The sequence below is a fragment of the Bacillus sp. L381 genome (genome assembly GCF_030284525.1).
GTDB lineage: Bacteria > Bacillota > Bacilli > Bacillales > Bacillaceae > Bacillus > Bacillus amyloliquefaciens.
The window spans coordinates 1366687-1388762 of sequence record NZ_CP127224.1; the positions used below are offsets into that span (position 1 = coordinate 1366687).

The window sequence follows — 22076 nt, forward strand, 5'->3', positions numbered from 1 at the left end:
TGCATGGGGTTTTTTCTGTGTTTTAATGATTGAATGAATATAATAGACTTTTTTCATTTATGATAAAAAGAAAATGTCATACAATTGTCCCCCTTTTTGTCGAATTTACAGTTTACAAACCCTATGTACATACGTTAATATGAACAAATGTGAAAGATTTTGATAGTTATTGAATGAATTTGAGTGATTTTAGTTGCTTGAAGTAAAAAAAGCGTTTACAATAATCTTATAGCCAAAATGAATACGTTTTCAAAGGAGGCGGAATATGCTCACTCCTGAAAGGTATCAGCTGATTATTGATCAGATTGAAAAGCGTGATGTGGTAAAGATTCAAGAGCTGGTAAGCATGACAAACGCTTCTGAATCAACGATCAGAAGAGATTTATCAACACTAGAAGAGCGCGGATTTTTAAAGCGCGTTCATGGCGGGGCATCTAAACTTTCCAACAGCAGGCAAGAACCCGATATGATTGAAAAATCCTCCAAAAACCTTCAAGATAAGCTGAAGATTGCAGAAAAAGCGGCATCTTTATTAGAAGAAGGTGACTGTATTTATCTTGATGCGGGAACAACTACATTGCACATGATTGATTTTATAGATCAAACAAAGGACATTGTGGTTGTCACAAACGGAGTTATGCATATCGACGCTTTAATAAGGAAAGGGATTCCTTTTTATCTTCTCGGCGGGTATGTGAAACATCGAACAGGTGCGATGATCGGCGGCGCCTCATTAACGGCGATTAGCCAGTACCGTTTTGATAAAAGCTTTCTCGGTGTGAACGGCGTGCACATTGAAGCCGGATTTACAACTCCCGATCCGGATGAGGCTCTTCTGAAGACAAAGGCTCTGAGCCAGGCGAAAAATGCCTATGTATTAGCCGATCCTTCTAAATTCGGCGAGATTTCTTTCGCAGCGTTCGCCGCCTTGGGCGACGCCGCTGTCATTACCACTGAAGCTGAAGAACTTGCATTCGATAATTACCAAGAAAAAACTGTCGTAAAGGTAGTGAAACCATGATTTACACTGTAACCCTCAATCCGTCTGTTGACTATATCGTTCACGTTGAAGATTTTGCCGTAGGCGGTTTAAACCGTTCCAGCTATGACACGAAGTATCCCGGCGGAAAAGGCATCAACGTTTCGAGATTACTGAAAAGACACCATGTGCCGTCAAAAGCAATGGGGTTTGTCGGCGGATTTACCGGAAATTATATAACGTCTTTTTTGCAGCAAGAAGGTCTGGAAACGGCTTTTTCTGAAGTGGATGAAGACACGCGTATAAATGTAAAACTGAAAACGGGCGATGAAACGGAAATTAACGGACAGGGCCCGACGATTTCAGACGAAGTGTTCAGTGCCTTTTTAGAACAGTTCTCCGATCTGAAAGAGGGAGACATCGTCGTTTTAGCGGGAAGCATTCCATCTTCCCTGCCGCATAACACATATGAAAAAATTGCTGAAGCATGCAGAAAGCAGAATGCCCGCGTTGTGGTGGACATCTCCGGTGAAGCGCTGATGAAAGCGACAGAAATGAAACCGTTTTTGATGAAGCCGAACCATCACGAGCTTGGTGAAATGTTCAATACGGTCATTGATTCAGCCGAAGCTGCCGTTCCTTACGGGAAAAAATTAATTGAACAAGGCGCTGAACACGCGATTGTTTCGATGGCTGGCGACGGTGCGCTTTTATTTACGAAAGACGCGGTTTTCCTTGCTAATGTTCCTAAAGGAAAGCTGGTCAATTCCGTAGGCGCGGGTGATTCCGTTGTCGCAGGATTCCTTGCGGGGATCTCAAAACAGCTGCCTTTGGAAGATGCGTTCCGGTTAGGGGTTGCTTCCGGAAGCGCGACGGCATTTTCTGAAGAGCTCGGAACTGAAGAGTTTGTACAGCAGCTTCTTCCTGAAGTTCAAGTCACACGTCTATAGAGGAGGAAAGAAAAGTGAAGATAACTGAGCTGTTAACAAGAGATACCATTCATCTCAATATAGAAAGCAAAGAGAAAGAAAACGTTATCGATGAAATGGTGACAGTGCTTGACAAAGCCGGCAGATTAAATGACAGAGAGGCTTACAAAGCAGCCATTTTAAATCGTGAAAGCCAAAGCTCGACGGGAATCGGCGAAGGCATTGCCATTCCTCACGCGAAAACGGCGAGCGTCATTAACCCGGCCATCGCATTCGGCCGTTCAAAAGAAGGTGTGGATTATGAATCATTAGACGGTCAGCCGGCACACCTGGTCTTTATGATTGCGGCAACCGAAGGAGCGAATAATACGCACCTTGAGGCATTATCAAGACTTTCTACGCTTCTCATGCGTGAAGAAATCCGCAAACAGCTTCTTGAAGCTGAATCGGAAGACGCGATCATTGACATCATCAATCAGCATGACAAAGATGATGATGAGGAAGAAGAGCAGGAAGAACAGGCAGCGCCGTCAGGAAAGGGCAAAATCCTTGCCGTCACGGCATGTCCGACGGGTATCGCCCATACATTCATGGCAGCTGACGCACTGAAGGAAAAAGCGAAAGAGCTCGGCGTCGAAATTAAAGTAGAGACAAACGGCTCAAGCGGTATTAAACATAAGCTGACGGCTCAGGAAATTGAAGACGCGCCTGCGATTATCGTAGCGGCTGATAAACAGGTTGAAATGGAGCGCTTTAAAGGCAAACATGTTCTTCAAGTGCCTGTAACGGCCGGTATCAGACGTCCTCAGGAACTGATTGAAAAAGCCGTTAATCAAGATGCGCCGATTTACGAGGGCAGCGGCGGGGGATCTGCCGCTTCAAATGAAGACGGTCCGAAACAGAAATCAGGCACAAGCATCGGAAGCACTTTCTATAAACACTTAATGAGCGGTGTCAGCAACATGCTGCCATTTGTAGTCGGCGGCGGAATCCTCGTTGCGATTTCATTCTTCTGGGGAATTCATTCAGCTGATCCGAAAGATCCGACATACAACACGTTTGCTGCAGCGCTGAACTTTATCGGCGACGGCAATGCGTTAAAACTGATTGTTGCAGTTCTTGCCGGATTCATTGCAATGAGTATTGCGGACCGTCCGGGATTTGCGCCGGGTATGGTCGGCGGATTTATGGCTACGCAGGCGAATGCCGGATTCTTAGGCGGACTGATTGCCGGATTCTTAGCCGGTTATGTCGTGATCCTGCTGAAAAAGCTGTTCGTCTTTATCCCTCAATCTCTTGACGGATTAAAACCTGTATTGATTTATCCGCTGCTTGGTATTTTTATCACGGGTGTCCTGATGCAGTTTGTCATTAACACACCTGTAGCAGCGTTTATGAAATTCTTAACAAATTGGCTTGAAAGCCTTGGAACAGGCAACCTTGTCTTAATGGGTATTATTTTAGGCGGTATGATGGCTATCGACATGGGCGGCCCGCTCAATAAAGCGGCGTTCACTTTCGGAATTGCGATGATCGATGCCGGAAACTATGCGCCGCACGCTGCCATCATGGCGGGCGGAATGGTTCCGCCGCTTGGAATCGCACTGGCGACAACATTCTTTAGACACAAATTCTCTAAACGTGACCGTGAAGCCGGTATTACGTGCTACTTCATGGGAGCCGCTTTCGTTACAGAAGGCGCCATCCCGTTTGCGGCGGCTGATCCGCTTCGCGTCATCCCTGCAGCCGTTATCGGTTCTGCGGTAGCGGGCGGACTGACAGAATTTTTCCGGGTAACGCTTCCTGCACCGCACGGAGGAGTATTCGTTGCATTCATTACGAATCATCCGCTGCTCTACTTATTGAGCATCGTGATCGGAGCGATCGTAACGGCTGTTATCTTAGGAATCATCAAAAAGCCGGTTGAAGAGAAATAAGCAAAAAGCGCCCATTACGGGCGCTTTTTTCAATCATATACGCATAGAAGCGTTATGTATTTTATGATGAGTTGTGATAAAGTAAAGATGGTACATGAACTGAAACAGTGATCGTCTAGGAGGAACCACGTTGACTGAAGAACAAAAACCTACTTCTGAAAAATCGGTAAAAAGAAAATCCAACACGTATTGGGAATGGGGAAAGGCTATCATTATAGCAGTCGCACTTGCGCTGTTAATCCGCCATTTCCTGTTTGAACCGTACTTAGTGGAAGGATCATCAATGTACCCGACATTACATGACGGTGAACGGCTGTTTGTCAACAAAAGCGTCAATTATATCGGCGAAATCGAGCGGGGGGACATCGTCATTATTAACGGCGATACATCGAAAGTCCATTATGTAAAGCGGCTCATCGGAAAACCGGGAGAAACGGTGGAAATGAAAAATGACACGCTTTATATAAACGGTAAAAAAATCGCAGAACCGTACCTCGCGAGCAATAAAAAAGAAGCGAAAAAACTGGGAGTCAACCTGACGGGAGATTTCGGCCCCGTAAAGGTTCCGAAAGGCAAATACTTCGTCATGGGCGACAATCGGCTGAATTCAATGGACAGCCGGAACGGACTCGGTTTAATTGCCGAAAACCGGATCGTCGGCACCTCGAAGTTTGTGTTCTTCCCGTTTCATGATATGCGTCAGACAAAATAAAAACGCCGCGCTGCCCGATTCGGACGGCCGGCGTTTTTTATTTGGCAAACGAGGCGGCGATGGCGATGAACAATACCGTAGCCAGCACTGATCCGACAATAGCCAGAACGCTGATAAAAAGATTCACCTGCTGCTTCTCTCTGCCGCGTTTTTCAAGCATCCGTTTTGAAAAAAGATGCGAGAACGTATAAATGAGGGCGATTCCGACGTACAAGCCGATGTCACGTGCCGTAAAGCCTGTGACGGCCAGAAAAACCCCGGTAAAGAAAATCATAAGACAGTATTCTGTGAGTGTTAAAAGCTTCAACTTGTTCCTCCGTGATGAATATGTATATATATCTATTGTATCACAGCACTCCTGGTTGGCGCTTGCCTTTTCAAAACCCTATATTCGCAGGGAAACATTTCTCTTCCCCTTTATTCATGGTATACTTTTAATGATGTTAGACACGATGGAGGATTATAAATGATTGCTGTAAATAATGTGAGCTTGCGTTTTGCGGATCGCAAGTTATTTGAAGATGTCAATATTAAATTTACGCCGGGCAATTGCTACGGATTAATAGGCGCAAACGGTGCCGGAAAATCAACATTTTTGAAAATTTTATCCGGTGAGCTGGAGCCGCAGACAGGCGATGTCCATATGAGCCCTGGCGAACGCCTTGCCATCCTGAAGCAGAACCACTTTGAATATGAAGACTTTGAAGTGCTGAAAGTCGTCATTATGGGGCATAAACGTTTATACGAAGTCATGCAGGAAAAAGACGCGATTTATATGAAGCCTGATTTTTCAGATGAAGACGGCATCCGCGCCGCTGAGCTTGAAGGCGAGTTTGCGGAATTAAACGGATGGGAAGCTGAAAGTGAAGCCGCTATTTTGTTAAAGGGTCTGGGTATCTCTGAAGACCTTCATACGAAGAAAATGGCAGACTTAGGCGGCTCAGACAAGGTGAAAGTGCTTTTGGCACAGGCGCTGTTCGGCAAACCGGATGTTCTTTTGCTTGATGAACCGACGAACCACTTGGATCTGAAAGCGATCCAGTGGCTGGAAGAGTTTCTGATCAACTTTGAAAACACAGTCATCGTCGTATCCCACGACCGTCACTTTTTAAATAAAGTGTGCACGCACATCGCCGATCTTGATTTTAATAAAATTCAAGTGTATGTCGGCAACTATGATTTCTGGTATGAATCCAGCCAGCTTGCTTTAAAGCTTTCTCAGGAAGCCAATAAGAAAAAAGAAGAGCAGATTAAACAGCTTCAGGAGTTCGTGGCCAGATTCAGCGCCAACGCCTCTAAATCAAAGCAGGCGACATCAAGAAAGAAACTCTTGGATAAAATCACGCTTGATGATATCAAACCATCATCACGCCGTTATCCTTACGTCAATTTCACGCCGGAACGTGAGATCGGAAATGACGTGCTGCGGGTTGAAGGCTTAACGAAAACGATTGACGGCGTTAAGGTGCTTGATAATGTCAGCTTTATTATGAACAGAGAAGACAAAATCGCGTTTACAGGCCGCAACGAGCTTGCCGTTACGACGTTGTTTAAAATCATTTCCGGGGAAATGGAAGCTGACAGCGGCACATTTAAATGGGGCGTGACCACTTCTCAGGCGTACTTCCCTAAAGACAACAGCGAATACTTCGACGGCAGCGATGCGAACCTTGTTGACTGGCTCCGCCAATACTCGCCGCATGATCAAAGCGAAAGCTTTCTGCGCGGGTTCTTAGGACGTATGCTGTTCTCAGGGGAAGAGGTCAACAAAAAATCAAACGTTCTTTCCGGAGGAGAAAAAGTGCGCTGCATGCTTTCAAAAGCGATGCTTTCCGGCGCGAACATTTTAATTCTGGATGAACCGACAAACCACTTAGACCTGGAATCCATCACGGCGCTTAACAACGGCTTAATCAGCTTCAAAGGCGCTATGCTGTTTTCTTCTCATGACCATCAGTTTGTACAAACAATTGCCAACCGCATCATTGAATTAACGCCTAAAGGCATTGTTGACAAACAAATGACTTATGACGAATTTCTTGAAAACACGGATGTACAGAAAAAGCTTGAAGAGCTATACGCGTAATAAAAAAGCAGGGGAGACTCTGCTTTTTATTTATGAAAAAAGTTTTCAATCTTCTGACTTCCCGTTACAATAAAGGAACATATGAATTGAAAAGAGACGGAGGAATGCATCATGAAGTTTTTAGTTGTCGGAGCTGGGGGAGTGGGCGGATATATCGGCGCGCGTCTTGCAGAAAAGGAAAATGATGTTACGTTTCTTGTCCGTCAGAAACGGGCTGAACAATTAAAAGAGACGGGGTTGACCGTCAAAAGTGCAAAAGGTGATGTTGCAATTAAGCCGAAACTCATCATGGCAGGCGAAAAAGGTGAGTTTGACGCCGTTATCATCGCTTCAAAAGCGTATTCGTTGAATGATGTCATTCGGGATGTCAAACCGTTTGTTAAAGATTCGTCGATCATTATTCCTTTTTTAAACGGGTACAGGCATTATAACCAGCTGTTTGAAGCTTTTTCAAAACACCAGGTGCTGGGAGGCCTCTGTTTTATTGAGAGCGCTCTTAACGAAGAAGGGGAAATTCTACATACGAGCGCTGCCCACCGTTTTGTTTTCGGTGAATGGAACGGAGAACGCACCGACCGTATGAATGAGCTCGAAAACGCGTTTGCAGGTGTGAAAGCGGATGTCATCATCAGCCGGGATATTGAAAAGGACATTTGGAAAAAGTATATGTTTATTGCCGCGCAGGCGGGAGTGACTACACTGTTTCAACAGCCGGTCGGACCGATTTTAGATACAGAAGGCGGCCGTAATACGGCAAAGCGTCTTTTTGCTGAAATCGGAGCCATTTTCAGTGCTGCCGGCATTCCGAAAGACCCTGACCTGGAAGAAGAGAGTTATCGTACATTGACAAGCATGTCTTACCATATGAAATCGTCGATGCTGAGAGATATGGAAAAGGGCCGGGTGACGGAAGGTGATCATTTGCACGGTTTTCTGCTTGAAAAAGCGAAAGGCTTGTCTGTTGATACACCTGTTTTGGAAACCGTCTTCGCCAACTTGCAAATGTATGAAGCAAAATAAAAAAAGGAGGCCCAAGCGCCTCCTTTTTTATTAAAATGCCCAGTTGCCGTTTCTGAAGATCGGTTCTCTTTTGCCGTCAGCGGTAATGCCGTCGATATTCATATCTTTGGAGCCGACCATGAAATCTACATGCGTAATGCTTTCGTTTAATCCTTCTTTGACAAGCTCTTCCCGTGTCATTTGTTTGCCGCCCTCAATATTAAAGGCATACGCACTGCCGATCGCCAAGTGGTTCGATGCGTTTTCATCGTACAGTGTGTTGTAAAATAAAATATTTGACTTTGAAATCGGGGAATCGTACGGCACTAAGGCCACTTCACCCAGATAGTGGGAGCCTTCATCGGTTTCGACGATGCCTTTTAAAATCTCTTCGCCTTTTTCAGCTTTCACATCAACAATTCGGCCGTTTTCAAAGGTAAGAGTGAAGTTATCAATAATGTTGCCGCCGTAGCTCAGCGGTTTCGTGCTGGAAACCGTGCCGTTCACCCCGTCCCGCTGCGGAAGAGTAAAAACCTCTTCGGTCGGCATGTTGGCCATAAATTCATGCCCGCTTTCATTAACGCTTCCCGCGCCTGCCCATACATGCTTTTTCGGCAGTTCAATGGTTAAGTCTGTTCCTTCAGCCTGATAATGCAGGGCGCTGTAATGCTTTTTATTCAGGTGTTCCACTTTTTCATGAAGATTTTGATCATGTTTTTTCCAGGCTTCCACAGGGTTTTCTTCATTTACGCGGGTCGTTTTGAAAATTTCTTCCCACAAAAGCTGAACTGCTGTTTCTTCCGGCTGATCCGGGAACACTTTTTTCGCCCAGCCTGTTGAAGCCGCGCCGATCACTGTCCAGCTTACCTTATCAGATTGAATATATTGTCTGTATGTATGCAATGCTTTTCCGGCGGCTTTCTGGAACGCTGCAATCCGTTTGCCGTCAGTGCCTTTTAACAGGTCGGGGTCGGATGAGACGACAGAAATAAACGCAGCTCCTTTTTTCGCGAGCTCTTCTTTGCCTTTTGCTTCCCATTCAGGATACTCTTCAAACGCTTCAAACGGAGCCATCTCGTATTTTAATTTGGACAGTTCATCGTCCTGCCAATTCACGGTGACGTTTTTGGCGCCTTTTTCATACGAATGTTTGGCCAGCAGTCTGACAAGTTCCCTGACATCGGTTGAGGCATTGATTACTACATGCTGTCCTTTTTGGACGTTAACGCCGACTTCTACCGCCAGCTGAGCATATGTATTTAGCTTTTCAGTAAACGAACTCATCGTTCATTCCTCCTCATCGGTTTTTCTCATCATATCAAATATTGCCTCATAAAGGAAAGAAAGGAGCGCAAACGAAAAAGACACAGCCTTTGCTGCGCCTTTACGGGTGATTCAGTTTTACGGTGCTGCCGGCCGGAGAATGGGGCATATTGGCCAGTGAAATGCTCATACCCCCTAAAATAATTCCGCTTAAAATGACGGCTACCGCTACGCGTCTTCCCACATCTCTAAGCATATGCTTCCTCCTTAATGTTTCTCCAGTCTCACAATATGAGCCGGCCGGAGAAAAAAGAAGCACAATCTTATTATTTAATCGCTTTTTGCAGCTTGTCGATGACGTCTAATGAACGTCCCGTGCCGATAGCCACTGATTCAAGCGGATTTGCCGCCAAATGAACGGGAACGACGATTTCTTCTGTCAGCCATTCTTTCATCCCGTTTAAAAGCGAGCCCCCGCCGGTTAACACGACGCCGCGGTCAACGATATCTCCGCTGAGCTCTGGCGGACAATCTTCAAGCGTCGCTCTGATTGCTTCAAGAATATGTAGGAGCGATTCACGCATCGCGTGCTGAATTTCATTGGACTGCAGTCTGATTGTCTTCGGCAGACCGGTTACGAGGTCACGCCCGCGGATTTCCATCGTTTCCGGCACATGTTCAATCAATGCAAAGCCGATTTCCATTTTCACCTGTTCCGCCGTACGTTCCCCGATCAGCAGGTTGTATTTTTTTCTGACGAACGAGGCGATATCTTCATCAAGCTGGTCTCCGCCGATTCTGATGGAATGGCAGGATACGACGCCTCCGAATGAGATGATGGCCACTTCAGTCGTACCACCCCCGATATCCACGACGACGTTTGCGACAGGTTCGTCAACCGGAAGATCGGCACCGATTGCAGCGGCTACGGGTTCTTCAATCAAGTGAACGTTTTTCGCTCCGCAGTTTTTAACAGCATCACTGATGGCGCGGCGTTCAACGGCTGTTGAGCCTGAAGGCGTACAGACGACGACATTCGGTTTGCGGAAAGTCATCCCGATTTTCTTCCCGGCTTTTTTCATAATGTGTTTTAATAAGTCAGTTGTCATATCATAATCTGCAATGACACCGTCTTTCATCGGCCGTACGGCGACGATTTTCCCCGGCGTCTTTCCAATCATGTTTTTGGCATCCGTTCCGATGGCAAGCACCGCTTTCGTTGTTGTATCTACAGCGACAACAGAAGGCTCGTTTAAAATAATTCCTTTATTTTTACTGTAAACAAGTATATTAGCGGTTCCTAAGTCGATTCCGATCTCAGTTGATTGAAACATTTTTTCACCCAATCCCTATCCTGATTTAATTGATTCTACATTTAAAGTTTCTGAGAAAAACCACGATTTTTGGGGGTTTCCGCCGGGAATGAAATGTTTTTGTAAAAAAGGAGGGAAAGTCTGTATTCCGTATTTCAAAAGGCTTTCTTTCTGTAAAAAACATTCATTTCCGGATACTGAGAAACTTTTGCTCCGTTACTTTCGTCTACGTTATGAAGGATTTTCCTTGGACACATATAAGAGACATTAAAGGAAGTAGGGGATTTCTATGAAATCAATTGGTGTAGTAAGAAAAGTAGACGAGCTCGGGCGTATTGTCATGCCGATTGAATTGAGAAGAGCATTGGATATCGCTATTAAAGATAGTATAGAATTTTTCGTTGACGGAGACAAAATTGTCTTGAAAAAATACAAGCCGCACGGCATTTGTTTAATGACCGGAGAAATTACTCCCGATAATCAGGAGTACGGCAACGGTAAAATCATCTTAAGCCCTGAAGGAGCGAAAATGCTGCTTGAGGAAATCGAGGAAGCGTTAAAAGATAAATCATAATCAGCAAAAAGGGCGGAGCATTATTCCGCCCTTTTATTATGAAATTGTGTAAAAACTCCCGGTAAAATAAAGCGAACCTGCTCAAATAATTGGGAATAGTTATCATTTTTTAGTCAATAATGCGGTCAACAATGTTACAATATATGTAGAAATGCTAGCGGCAGGTGGGACTATGGGAAAATATCAAGCGCGTATCATTTCCTTAATCTTGGCAATGATTTTTATTATGTTTTGGGATTTTTTATTTTATATGATTGAACGGAATCCGATTAACTGGCCTGTTGACATCATCTTTACCGCCGTCACGTTAATCAGCGTCTGGCTGCTGGCTTATAAAGTAGATAATAAAAAGCAGCTGCTGGCCGAGCTGAAGGACAGCGAGCAGAAAGCAAAGGCGCTTTCAGATGAGAAAAACCGCATCATGAACAATCTGCAGGAAATTGTTTTTCAGACGGATTCGAAAGGGAATATTACATATTTGAATCAAGCCTGGACGGCGATTACGGGCCACTCCATCAGCGAGTGTATGGGCACGATGTATAATGATTATTTTATAAAAGAAAAACATATCAATGATTATATTATCTCCCAAATCAAGCAGCAGGCTCCGTCAGGAATGTTTACGGCCAAATATATTAAAAGCGACGGCACTATCTTTTGGGGAGAAGTCCATTATAAGCTGTATTATGACCAAAGACGGCAATTTGTCGGAAGCCTGGGGACGATGTCTGATATCAGTGAACGGAAAAAAGCGGTCGACGAGCTCTTGGAAACGAACGAACGGCTTGCCATGCAATCTCAAAAGCTGGCCATTGCCGGGGAGCTTGCGGCAGGTATCGCTCACGAAGTAAGGAATCCTTTAACTTCAGTCAGCGGGTTTCTCCAGCTGATGAAAGCTCAGTATCCGGAAAGAACGGATTATTTCGACATAATTTTTTCGGAGATTAAAAGGATTGATCTTGTGCTGGGAGAGCTTCTTCTGCTCGCCAAGCCGCAGACCGTGAATTTTACCGCTCATCACCTTAACCATATTTTAAAGCAGGTGGCGACGCTTCTTGACACGAACGCGGTGCTGTCAAACACTGTGATTGAGAAGGATTTCACGCAGACTGAGTCCTGTATAGTCAACGGTGACGAAAATCAGCTGAAACAGGTATTTATCAACATTATTAAAAATGCGATTGAAGCGATGCCTGACGGCGGGAATATTCATATTTACACAAAACGTGATGAAGAATATGCGGTGATCAGCATACAGGATGAAGGAAACGGCATGTCGAAAGAAAAGCTTGAAAACATCGGGAAACCATTTTTCTCAACAAAAGATCAGGGAACAGGCCTCGGTCTTCCGATTTGTTTACGAATTCTGAAGGAGCATAATGGTAAACTTAACATTAAGAGCAAAAATGGAGAAGGCAGTACGTTTCAGGTGATTCTGCCGTTAGAAGCGGCTGCTGTCCAAAAGGAGGAAAACTAACTTGCTTCTTTTTGTATACGGTTTGTTACGGAAGCGTGAAGAGAAACATGAGCTGCTGAAAGGCGCTCCGTGTGTGTGCGAGCAGGCCGCGATAAACGGCGTCCTGTATAAAACAGATAAAGGTCAGCCTGCGGCGTCTTTAGCAGAAACAGCTTTTGTGTACGGGGAATTGTATGAAACAGATCATCAGATGATCCGTAAGCTGGATGCGCATTATGCCGATTTTGACCGGAAGGAAGTCGCCGTGACGACGGATGTCGGGAATAAAACCGCCTTCGCATATGTCCTAAAGTCGGAACAGTGTGCCTCATTCAGCCGGATCAAAAGCGGAGACTGGAAAGAATATCGTTTTATGAAACGGGAGGATGACAGCCCGGTTTATTATTTCGCTTACGGATCCTGTATGGATAATGCCCGGTTTAAACAGGCGGGGGTCGATCACTTTTTTGCTGAGCCTGTCGGAGGTGCGGTTGTTGAAGGGTATTCCACGAGATTCACGTTAAGGCGTCCTGACGGTTCAAGAGCCGATCTTGTTGAAGACGGGGGACGGACCGAAGGCGTGCTGTACAAGCTCCCGTTTGAAGCGGCAACTTACCTGTACAAAAGAGAAGGTGTTGATAACCATACATACCGTCCCGCGTTCATAGAAGTATGTGCCGGCGGCCGCGTATACAGAGGCTGCCTGACGTTTCTAGTGCTTGATAAGGCGGAAGAAATCGCGCCTCCGGGTCACTACCAGGAAGAAATCGAACGCGGAGCCGACTTGTATTTATCGCCCGCCTTTTCAGAAAAGCTCAAACGCTATATGAACTCATTGCCGAAAATGTGATACTATTCCTAGTAGAGATATTGTTTAAAGGAGCACTGTTATGAGAAAAGAGTTTGCCGTCATCGGCCTCGGGCGCTTTGGCGGAAGTATTTGCAAAGCGTTAAGTGAAGAAGGCCTTGAGGTCATGGCGATGGATATTGATGAAGATAAAGTAAATGAATATGCCAAAATCGCATCACACGCGGTCATCGGCGATTCAACCGATGAATCGGTTCTGAAAAACTTAGGGCTGCGCAACTTTGACCACGTCATTGTGGCAATCGGCGAAAATATACAGGCGAGCATTTTAACGACGCTGATCTTAAAGGAACTCGGCGTTAACACAATCACGGTCAAAGCGCAGAACGATTATCATGAAAAAGTGCTTGCGAAAATCGGGGCTGATCACATCGTCCACCCTGAGCGTGACATGGCAAAGCGCATCGCCCATAACATCATATCAAATAATGTGCTTGATTATTTAGAGCTGTCCGACGAACACAGCATTGTGGAGATCGTGGCCAACAGCAGGCTTGCGGGTAACACACTGCTTGATCTGGACATCCGGGCGAAGTACGGCATTAATATCGTGGCCATCAAGAGAGAAAAAGAAGTGATCGTATCTCCACTGGCGACTGAAATGATCCAAAAAGAAGATATTCTTATCGTTATTGGCTCTCTTACGGATATTTCCCGATTTGAAAAAAGAGTGCTTCATACAAAGTGAAAAGCCGTCCGTAAAAGGACGGCTTTTTTATATGTCAGAATAGAAAGACATTTATCGTGTAAGCGGTGTTTTCTGCAGTTTTTATTGACTATGATCAGGCGATCCGATAGCATATTGTACCATATAAAGAAAAAGAGGAGGCCTCATTTTGAACAAAGAAACACTGGCTGAACGGCTGAATGCATCAGCCGGCAGACAAAAAGCCGATACCGTCATTAAAAACGGAAAAATCATGGATGTATTTAACCAAGAATGGATTTCTGCAGATATCGCCATTACGGACGGAGTGATTGTCGGATTAGGCGAGTATGAAGGGAAAGAAGTCATTGATGCAGAAGGCCAAATGATCGTTCCGGGCTTTATTGACGGACATGTTCATATCGAGTCCTCTATGGTTACTCCGATTGAATTTGCAAAAGCTGTCCTCCCACACGGAGTGACTACTGTTATTACTGATCCTCACGAAATTGCGAACGTTTCCGGGGCAAAAGGCATTTCATTTATGATAGAGCAGGCGAAAAAAGCGCCACTGAACATTCGTTTCATGCTTCCTTCCTGTGTTCCCGCGGCAAGCTTTGAACGCTCAGGAGCTGTATTAAAAGCCGCAGATTTAAAGCCTTTTTATCAGGAAAAAGAGGTGCTGGGGCTTGCGGAAGTTATGGATTATGTGTCTGTTGCGGAAGGCGAAGAGGATATGCTTCAGAAACTGCTTGATGCCAAGCATCACGGAAAGCGGATTGACGGGCATTTAGCCGGACTGTCTTCAGATATAATCAATATATACAGGACCGCATCGGTGTCAAATGATCATGAAGTGACGACAAAAGACGAGGCGCTGGACAGAATCAGACGGGGAATGTATGTCATGCTCCGCGAAGGATCGGTGGCTAAAAATACGCTCAATGTGCTGCCGGCGGTGAATGAAAAAAATGCGCGGCGCTTTTTCTTTTGTACGGATGATAAACATGTAGACGATCTGCTTTCAGAAGGAAGTGTGAACCACCAAGTCAAAATGGCGATAAAGGCGGGACTTGATCCATTCCTTGCGTATCAGCTCGCCAGCTTAAATGCGGCCGAGTGCTACGGCCTTGGAACAAAAGGGGCGGTTGCGCCGGGTTTTGACGCAGATCTGCTGTTTATTTCAGATTTGCGGGAGGCTGCCGTCACGAAGACCATGGTCGCCGGACGGACCGTTGCCGAGAACGGACGCACGGTTTATGAACAGTCTGCCGGCTCTTATTCGCCTGATCAGGCGCTGTTGGATACAGTGCGGCTGAAAGCGCCGCTGACTGAATCTGATTTTCATATGCCGATTCAAAAGGGCAGGCATATGAATGTAATCGAAATGATACCGAATCATTTGGAGACGAGGAAAAAAGAAGTGCCTGCACCATCTGCTGACGCATTTTGTTCTGATACAGAAAAAGATTTATTAAAAATCGCCGTCGCAGAGCGCCACAGCGGAGAAAAAATGATAGGGCTCGGAATTGTACAAGGATTCGGGTTGAAACAAGGCGCCATTGCCACAACCATTTCTCACGATTCCCACAATATCATCGCTGTCGGTACAAACGATGCCGATTTGGCAAAAGCAATCAACAGGCTCCGTGACACCGGGGGAGGGTTAACAGCCGTGAAAAACGGAGAATTGCTTCACTCTGTTCCGCTTCCGATCGCAGGGCTTTTGTCTGATAAGTCCGCGGAATGGGTGAATGACAGTTTGGGCGTGCTTCATGAAAAGCTTCCTCTGCTCGGATTCACCGGTGATTTCAACCCGTTTCTCACATTATCGTTTTTAGCGCTTCCCGTCATTCCGGACATTAAAATGACGGCAGCGGGTCTGTTTGATGTTAAGGCCTTTCAGCATATTCCGCTCCAATAAAAAAACTGCACTCGTGATGAGTGCAGTTTTTTTTATTTAGACCTCCATAATGATCGGAAGGATCATCGGGCGGCGTTTTGTTTTTTCGTATAAGAACGGAGCAAGCGTGTCGGTAATTTCGTTTTTAATTTCGGACCACTGCGTTGTTTTCCGATCCATTACTTTCTCCAGATGGTTCGAAATGAGCTGCTGCGCGTCGTTGATTAAATCACCGGATTCTCTCATGTATACAAAACCTCTTGAAATTAAATCAGGTCCTGCCGATACCTTAAAGTCATCCATATTGATGCTGACAACAACGATAACAAGGCCTTCTTCTGAAAGAATGCGGCGGTCGCGGAGCACGATATTGCCGATATCACCGATTCCGCTTCCGTCAATGTAAACGGAGCCGGACGGAATTTTGCCAGCCACAGCGGCTTCTTCGCCTTTGAGCGCGAGCACTTCTCCATTGTCCATGATGAAACAGTTTTCTTCAGGTATGCCGCAATCAGTCGCGAGTTTGACGTGCATTTTCTGCATTCTGTACTCCCCGTGAATCGGCATGAAGAACTTCGGTTTGATCAGGCGGAGCATTAATTTCTGTTCTTCCTGTCCGCCGTGCCCGGATGTATGAATGTCATTCAATGAACCGTGAATGACTTCTGCGCCCGCACGGTACAACTGGTTGATGGTGCGGCTTACGCTGATTGTGTTTCCAGGAATCGGAGAGGAAGAAAAGACGACCGTATCTCCGGGATTAATGGATATCTGACGGTGCGTGCCGTTAGCGATGCGTGATAACGCCGCCATCGGTTCACCCTGGCTTCCCGTACATAAAATCGTTACTTTATTGGCAGGTATACGATTGATTTCGTTATGCTCAATAAACGTATTTTTAGGACAGCTGATATACCCGAGAGTTTGTCCGATTTCAATAGCCGATTCCATGCTGCGTCCGAATACGGCAACTTTTCTGCCGTTTAAAACGGCTGCTTCAATCACCTGCTGAAGACGGTGTATGTTCGAAGCGAATGTCGCAAATATAATTCTGCCGTCCACTTTTCGGAAAATATCGTGAATGCTTTCGCCTACGCGGCGTTCTGACATGGTGAAATCAGGCACTTCACTGTTTGTACTGTCAGAAAGCAGGCACAAGACGCCTTCTTTCCCGATTTCGGCCATCTTTGTCAAGTTTGCCGGTTCGCCTACCGGTGTAAAGTCGAACTTAAAGTCCCCGGTATGTACGATATTGCCCGGCGGTGTTTTGACGACGATTCCGTATGAATCCGGAATGCTGTGTGTCGTTCTGAAGAAGGATACAGACGTCTTCCGGAACTTAACGATGTCATCTTCACCGATGATGTTTAATTTGGTCTGTCTTAACAGTCCGTGCTCTTCAAGTTTATTCCGAAGTAAGCCGATCGCGAGTTTACCGCCGTAAACGGGAATATTTACTTGTCTGAGCAGGTACGGAATACCGCCGATATGGTCTTCGTGACCGTGGGTGATAAACAGACCTTTAATTTTATCTTCGTTTTTTACTAAATACGTGTAATCTGGGATTACGTAATCAATGCCGAGAAGTTCATCTTCAGGAAATTTGATTCCCGCATCAATCAGTACAATTTCATCCTGAAACTGCACCCCGTACGTATTTTTCCCGATCTCGCCCAATCCGCCGAGGGCGAAAACGGCAGTCTGGTCATTTTTTACAAATTTCATTCCGCTCATAACTCCAATACTTTAAAATTTTCGCTCTGCTTCTCATATTCTAAAAAAGCACCGTCCACAGGCTGAACAAATTCAATGTTGAATTTCTTATCTTTCAGTTTCGTTCTGACGTCCCGTTCTGAAACGCCTTCAATGTAAAGTGAATCTGTTTTTTCCCGAACAGGTACTTCGTCAGCCTTCTCTTGATAAAATACCTTATAAATCATCCAAATCTCTCCTTAAATGCCGTATGTTAGACTCGCTTATTCTATTATATTCGAAAACGGATTATAAGGAAAGTCTCGAGCAAAAAAGGGACTTTCAAAAACCGAAAGATCCCTTCTACGCGATGACTTTTTTTCGGAGCATTCCGCCCCACTGTCTTCTGAGTTTCTTCCGTAAACGGCGCAGCATCGTATTCCTCCTTTGAAGCCCTTATAGCAGTAGTATGCGGAAAAACAGAATTTGTTTTCGTGGGTAAAATTGGAATTTCATCAAGGCGGTTTGCCGGAAGAAAAACTTTCTGTATGATGATATTGAAAAAGACACGACTGATAAACGGGATAAAGGAGAAATCGATATGAAACCAAAACTGATCTTTTTTGATATTGACGGCACGATCTATGACCATGATAAACATATCCCTGATAGTACAAGAAGCACCGTGGCGGCGCTTAAAGAGGCCGGCCATCATGTTTTTATCGCCAGCGGAAGGTCTCCGTTTATGGTAAGACCGATTCTGGAAGAGCTTGAGATCGAGTCATTTATCTCATACAACGGCCAGTTTGTGGTGTTTGAAGGAGATGTCATTTATAAAAACCCGCTTCCGGAAGATGCGGTCGCGCGTTTATTAAAGCAGGCGTCAGAAGGGGAGCACCCCGTTGTATTTATGGCGGAAGACACGATGAAGACGACTGTCCCCGGACATCCGCACGTCACCGAAGGAATCGGCAGTCTGAAAGCCCCTTATCCCGAAGTTGATGAAACATTTTATAAAGGAAAAGAAATTTATCAGCTCCTTTTATTCTGCCGAGGACATGAAGAAAAAGCGTATGCCGCTTTTCCGGAGTTTGATTACGTCCGCTGGCATGAACTGTCAACGGACGTGCTTCCGAAGGGCGGTTCAAAAGCGGAAGGCATCAAAAGAGTGCTTGAGCGGCTTCCGTACGACATAAGCGACACTTATGCCTTCGGCGACGGACTGAATGATCTTGAGATGATCAGTTTTGTCGGCACCGGAGTGGCGATGGGAAATGCAGTTCCAGAATTAAAGGCTGCCGCTGATTTCGTCACAAAATCGGTGGATGAAGAAGGAATCAGCTGGGCTGTCAAAGAACTGGGCCTTTTGAAATAAAGAAAACCGGCACTTTGAGAAGTGCCGGCTTTTTTTAACGGTCAATGGCAATGGCGTTTTCAGGTTCTTTAAACGGATTTTCTTTATCGATATGATCGTAAAACATAATGCCGTTCAGATGGTCGATTTCGTGCTGAAACACAATCGCCGGAAAACCTTTGAGGCGAATGTCAATCTGTTCTCCTTCAAGCGTCGTCGCCTTTACGCGGATGCGGGCGTAGCGAGGCACATAGCCTGGAATAGGCTCGTCTACCGACAGGCAGCCCTCCCCGCTCGTCAAGTAGCTTTTTTCTACTGAGTGGCTGACGATTTTAGGGTTAAAAAGAGCATAGCTGTATAAAGTGCCTTTCGCATCTTCTGCATGAACGGCGATCATCCGTTTTTTTACGGCTGTTTGCGGAGCGGCAAGACCGACACCGGGACGAAGCTCGTATTTCTCGGCTAATTCAGGATTTTGGCTGTTTTTCACAAACTCAATCATATCAGCAAGATGCTGTTTTTCTTCATCAGAAGCGGGAAGCTGAACCTCTTCTGCGATCTCTCTGAGCGCGGGATGTCCGTCACGGACAATATTTTCCATAGTAATCAAGAAACTTCACTCCTAAAGCTTAATATGTAAATTATAGCGAATTTCTTTATCGCAGCGCAATGAAACAATTGGCCAGCCTTAGGAGGCTGGCCGATGTTTATGGGGTGCCGGTTCAGCAGCCGCAGCCTAAATAAGCTGCACCGACGATGATTAATAAGATAAACAATACTACGATTAATGCGAATGTGCGGCCGTATCCGCCTCCGCAGCCGTATCCGTAACCGCCGCCGTAACCGTATCCACCGCCGAAACCGCCTCCGCAGCAACCGCCGCCAAATCCGTATCCATATCCGTACATAAATAAACCCTCCTCTTTTAATTACGCTGACCCTTTATCAGCAGGGCCGGCGTCTACTATAAACTATGTAAATGCCGGAAAGATGTATGGTCATCCGCCCTGTTTTCTCAATTTTTTACGCCGGTATTCTCTGACAGCGCCATAAACGTCTTGACCCAGAAGATTCCGGGAATACCAATTACAGCTCAGCTATTGTCAAACGGCGTCCGGGCTTCTATAGTGGAAATTGTCAAGATTGGGGGATTTTAAGTGAACATGATACAAAAAAAAGTGTTAGCGGGAATCGGAGCGCTCGGCGCCGCAAGTATGCTGCTTGCAGGCTGCGGAGGAAAAGATCCGGTTGAAATGCTTCACGATTCGATGGAAAAAGCCGTACAAGCGGAAAAACCGTTTCAAAAGGAGCAGAAAACGTTAGAAAAATTGGAGAAAAAAGAGGATGAGCTGTATAACGAAGTGATTCAGCTCAATATGAACGATTACGCCAAAATCGTTTCACTTTCAGACGAGGCCCTTAAAAACACGGAACAGCGCAAGCAGCATTTAAAAACGGAAAAAGACAGTATAGACAATTCAGAAAAAGAATTTGAAGCCGTCACACAAACAGCAGGCTCGATTAAAGATCAATCCATTAAGAAAAAGGCAAAAGCAGCTGCCGCACATATGGAAAAACGCTATGACTTATACGGCGCACTCTATAAAGACTATATGAAAGCCATTCAATATGATAAAGAATTGTACAGCATCATTAAGAAAAAAGACTTAACAGCAGAAGACCTTGACAAGCAGATCAGCAAAGTGAACGATTCCTACAAAAAGGTGTTAAAGCAGGCTGGGGCGTTTAACAAGCAGACAAAAGAGTATAATCAGGCCAGAGAAGAGCTGTATAAAGAGGCCGGCTTTCATGTCAATGAAAACTGAAAATGATGGAAGGTGCCGGGTGCCCGGCACCTTTTTTATGCCAAAAAACGGATATGGAATTCTATTGTAGTACAGTTGGTGTATGTATACTAGTACAGTTTGCGTCTGATGGACAGCTTGTCCCGACTGAAAAATTTAAAGCGAATACATTTATTTAAAATCAACATCCAAAACGATTGACGGGTCTTCTTTATTTGGTGTAAACTAATCCATGTCAAGCGGTGTTGTATCAGTCATTTATAACTCCGCAATAATACAGTTCAGATCAGATAGTGATGATCCTACATAAAGGTTTCGGCAAACTGGGGATAGGCTAAATATATACGACTTGCTGCTAATACTTTAGGGTATCCTAAGTTTGTATGTATAAAGGAATGCACGTCTAATGACTGTTTAAAAGAAAGGAAGAGGTGACTTTAGTATGGCTGCAAAAACGAAAAAAACAATCGTTGACAGTAAGAAGCAATTTGATGCCATTAAGAAGCAGTTCGAAACGTTCCAAATTTTAAATGAAAAGGGAGAAGTCGTGAATGAAGCGGCGATGCCTGATTTAACAGATGATCAATTAAAAGAGCTTATGCGCCGCATGGTATACACACGCGTGCTTGATCAGCGCTCTATTTCATTAAACCGTCAGGGACGTCTCGGTTTCTACGCTCCTACTGCCGGCCAGGAAGCTTCACAAATCGCAACGCATTTCGCGCTTGAAAAAGAGGATTTCGTTCTTCCGGGCTATCGTGATGTGCCGCAATTAATCTGGCACGGTCTGCCGCTTTACCAAGCGTTCTTATTCTCTCGCGGACACTTCCGCGGAAACCAAATGCCTGATGATGTGAACGCCCTTTCTCCGCAAATCATTATCGGTGCTCAATACATCCAAACTGCCGGTGTGGCGCTTGGTCTTAAAAAACGGGGCAAAAAAGCCGTAGCTATCACTTACACAGGTGACGGCGGCGCCTCTCAAGGGGACTTCTACGAAGGAATCAACTTTGCCGGAGCTTACAAAGCACCTGCAATCTTCGTAGTGCAAAACAACCGCTATGCGATTTCAACACCTGTTGAAAAACAATCAGCGGCTCAAACGATCGCTCAAAAAGCGGCGGCAGCAGGTATTGTCGGCGTTCAGGTTGACGGTATGGATGCTCTTGCGGTGTACGCTGCAACTGCCGAAGCACGCGAACGCGCAATCAACGGCGAAGGTCCGACACTGATCGAAACACTTACGTTCCGTTACGGTCCGCACACAATGGCCGGTGACGATCCGACAAAATACCGCACGAAAGAAATCGAAAACGAATGGGAGCAGAAAGATCCGCTCGTCCGTTTCCGCGCTTTCCTTGAAAACAAAGGCCTGTGGTCTGAAGAAGAAGAAAGCAAAGTAATTGAGGCTGCAAAAGAAGAAATTAAGCAGGCCATCAAAAAAGCAGATGCAGAACCGAAACAAAAAGTGACTGATTTAATCAAAATCATGCACGAAGAATTGCCTTACAACCTAAAAGAGCAATTAGAAACTTATACACAGAAGGAGTCGAAGTAAGC

22 protein-coding genes are annotated in these 22076 nt (G+C 45.4%); 14 read left to right on the forward strand and 8 right to left on the reverse strand.

The features are described from left to right. The first annotated feature begins 265 nt into the window (after nt 1–265). The 4 genes from QRX25_RS06985 (at nt 266) to sipT (ending at nt 4557) form a co-directional block, all read left to right on the forward strand. Nucleotides 266–1021, forward strand: coding sequence for a DeoR/GlpR family DNA-binding transcription regulator (locus QRX25_RS06985; protein ID WP_212101213.1), 756 nt, complete (start codon nt 266–268; stop codon nt 1019–1021). Further along, the gene (gene pfkB, locus QRX25_RS06990) at nt 1018–1929 is read left to right on the forward strand and encodes a 1-phosphofructokinase (protein ID WP_065981358.1); all 912 of its coding nucleotides are present in this window, start codon (nt 1018–1020) and stop codon (nt 1927–1929) included. The genes QRX25_RS06985 and pfkB overlap by 4 nt, the downstream gene beginning before the upstream one ends. Nucleotides 1930–1943: 14 nt before the next feature. After that, a complete protein-coding gene (locus QRX25_RS06995; protein ID WP_212101216.1) occupies nt 1944–3845 on the forward strand; it encodes a PTS fructose transporter subunit IIABC in 1902 nt (633 codons plus the stop codon). Nucleotides 3846–3975: 130 nt separating this feature from the next. Beyond that, nucleotides 3976–4557, forward strand: a complete 582-nt coding sequence (gene sipT / locus QRX25_RS07000) for a signal peptidase I sipT (RefSeq protein ID WP_003154568.1) — start codon at nt 3976–3978, stop codon at nt 4555–4557. 37 nt (nt 4558–4594) lie between these two features. Here sipT and QRX25_RS07005 read toward each other — a convergent pair whose 3' ends face one another. Then, nucleotides 4595–4864 carry a hypothetical protein gene (locus QRX25_RS07005; protein WP_065981360.1) on the reverse strand — a complete coding sequence of 90 codons (270 nt, stop codon included), beginning with the start codon at nt 4862–4864 and terminating at the stop codon, nt 4595–4597. Nucleotides 4865–5023: 159 nt separating this feature from the next. Between QRX25_RS07005 and QRX25_RS07010 the strand changes: the two genes are divergently transcribed. After that, complete coding sequence (locus QRX25_RS07010; RefSeq protein WP_045506396.1) at nt 5024–6643, forward strand: ABC-F family ATP-binding cassette domain-containing protein; 1620 nt, start codon at nt 5024–5026, stop codon at nt 6641–6643. A 111-nt stretch (nt 6644–6754) separates the two neighbouring features. Next, entirely contained in the window at nt 6755–7663 is a 909-nt protein-coding gene (locus QRX25_RS07015) for a ketopantoate reductase family protein (RefSeq protein WP_212101219.1), read from the forward strand. Between the two features lie 30 nt (nt 7664–7693). Here QRX25_RS07015 and QRX25_RS07020 read toward each other — a convergent pair whose 3' ends face one another. From QRX25_RS07020 to mreBH, 3 genes are all read right to left on the reverse strand, one after another. After that, a complete protein-coding gene (locus tag QRX25_RS07020; protein ID WP_212101222.1) occupies nt 7694–8926 on the reverse strand; it encodes an aminopeptidase in 1233 nt (410 codons plus the stop codon). A 100-nt stretch (nt 8927–9026) separates the two neighbouring features. Next, on the reverse strand, nt 9027–9161 hold the full coding sequence (locus tag QRX25_RS07025; protein ID WP_016936273.1) for a protein YkpC: 135 nt from the start codon (nt 9159–9161) through the stop codon (nt 9027–9029). Between the two features lie 70 nt (nt 9162–9231). Then, nucleotides 9232–10239, reverse strand: coding sequence for a cell shape-determining protein MreBH (gene mreBH / locus QRX25_RS07030; protein ID WP_029575211.1), 1008 nt, complete (start codon nt 10237–10239; stop codon nt 9232–9234). A gap of 268 nt (nt 10240–10507) precedes the next feature. Between mreBH and abhA the strand changes: the two genes are divergently transcribed. From abhA to ade, 5 genes are all read left to right on the forward strand, one after another. Further along, the gene (gene abhA / locus QRX25_RS07035) at nt 10508–10792 is read left to right on the forward strand and encodes a transcriptional regulator AbhA (RefSeq protein WP_013352109.1); all 285 of its coding nucleotides are present in this window, start codon (nt 10508–10510) and stop codon (nt 10790–10792) included. A 172-nt stretch (nt 10793–10964) separates the two neighbouring features. After that, complete coding sequence (locus QRX25_RS07040) at nt 10965–12269, forward strand: ATP-binding protein (RefSeq protein ID WP_212101225.1); 1305 nt, start codon at nt 10965–10967, stop codon at nt 12267–12269. A 1-nt stretch (nt 12270) separates the two neighbouring features. After that, a complete protein-coding gene (locus QRX25_RS07045) occupies nt 12271–13098 on the forward strand; it encodes a gamma-glutamylcyclotransferase family protein (RefSeq protein WP_115997196.1) in 828 nt (275 codons plus the stop codon). Between the two features lie 40 nt (nt 13099–13138). Then, nucleotides 13139–13804, forward strand: a complete 666-nt coding sequence (gene ktrC, locus QRX25_RS07050; protein ID WP_065981365.1) for a Ktr system potassium transporter KtrC — start codon at nt 13139–13141, stop codon at nt 13802–13804. 148 nt (nt 13805–13952) lie between these two features. Further along, nucleotides 13953–15686 (forward strand): adenine deaminase, encoded by a 1734-nt coding sequence (gene ade / locus QRX25_RS07055; protein ID WP_212101228.1) that lies wholly within the window; start codon nt 13953–13955, stop codon nt 15684–15686. A 36-nt stretch (nt 15687–15722) separates the two neighbouring features. Here the strand turns inward: ade and rnjA are convergent, their stop codons facing one another. Continuing rightward, nucleotides 15723–17390 (reverse strand): ribonuclease J1, encoded by a 1668-nt coding sequence (gene rnjA / locus QRX25_RS07060; RefSeq protein ID WP_029575210.1) that lies wholly within the window; start codon nt 17388–17390, stop codon nt 15723–15725. A 5-nt stretch (nt 17391–17395) separates the two neighbouring features. Further along, the gene (gene rnpZA / locus QRX25_RS07065) at nt 17396–17605 is read right to left on the reverse strand and encodes an RNA polymerase subunit omega 1 (RefSeq protein ID WP_013352114.1); all 210 of its coding nucleotides are present in this window, start codon (nt 17603–17605) and stop codon (nt 17396–17398) included. Nucleotides 17606–17958: 353 nt separating this feature from the next. Here rnpZA and QRX25_RS07070 point away from each other — a divergent pair, with 353 nt between their 5' ends. Next, a complete protein-coding gene (locus tag QRX25_RS07070) occupies nt 17959–18732 on the forward strand; it encodes a Cof-type HAD-IIB family hydrolase (RefSeq protein ID WP_065981367.1) in 774 nt (257 codons plus the stop codon). A 34-nt stretch (nt 18733–18766) separates the two neighbouring features. On the opposite strand, the gene def is transcribed toward QRX25_RS07070, so the two are convergent. Together def and QRX25_RS19830 are read right to left on the reverse strand one after the other, a co-directional pair. Then, complete coding sequence (gene def, locus QRX25_RS07075) at nt 18767–19321, reverse strand: peptide deformylase (protein ID WP_065981368.1); 555 nt, start codon at nt 19319–19321, stop codon at nt 18767–18769. 112 nt (nt 19322–19433) lie between these two features. Beyond that, on the reverse strand, nt 19434–19619 hold the full coding sequence (locus tag QRX25_RS19830; protein WP_014470452.1) for a YjcZ family sporulation protein: 186 nt from the start codon (nt 19617–19619) through the stop codon (nt 19434–19436). Between the two features lie 249 nt (nt 19620–19868). On the opposite strand from QRX25_RS19830, the gene QRX25_RS07085 reads away from it, so the two are divergent. Continuing rightward, a complete protein-coding gene (locus QRX25_RS07085; RefSeq protein ID WP_081309497.1) occupies nt 19869–20537 on the forward strand; it encodes a YkyA family protein in 669 nt (222 codons plus the stop codon). A gap of 421 nt (nt 20538–20958) precedes the next feature. Beyond that, the gene (gene pdhA / locus QRX25_RS07090; protein WP_013352119.1) at nt 20959–22074 is read left to right on the forward strand and encodes a pyruvate dehydrogenase (acetyl-transferring) E1 component subunit alpha; all 1116 of its coding nucleotides are present in this window, start codon (nt 20959–20961) and stop codon (nt 22072–22074) included. Nucleotides 22075–22076: the final 2 nt, after the last annotated feature.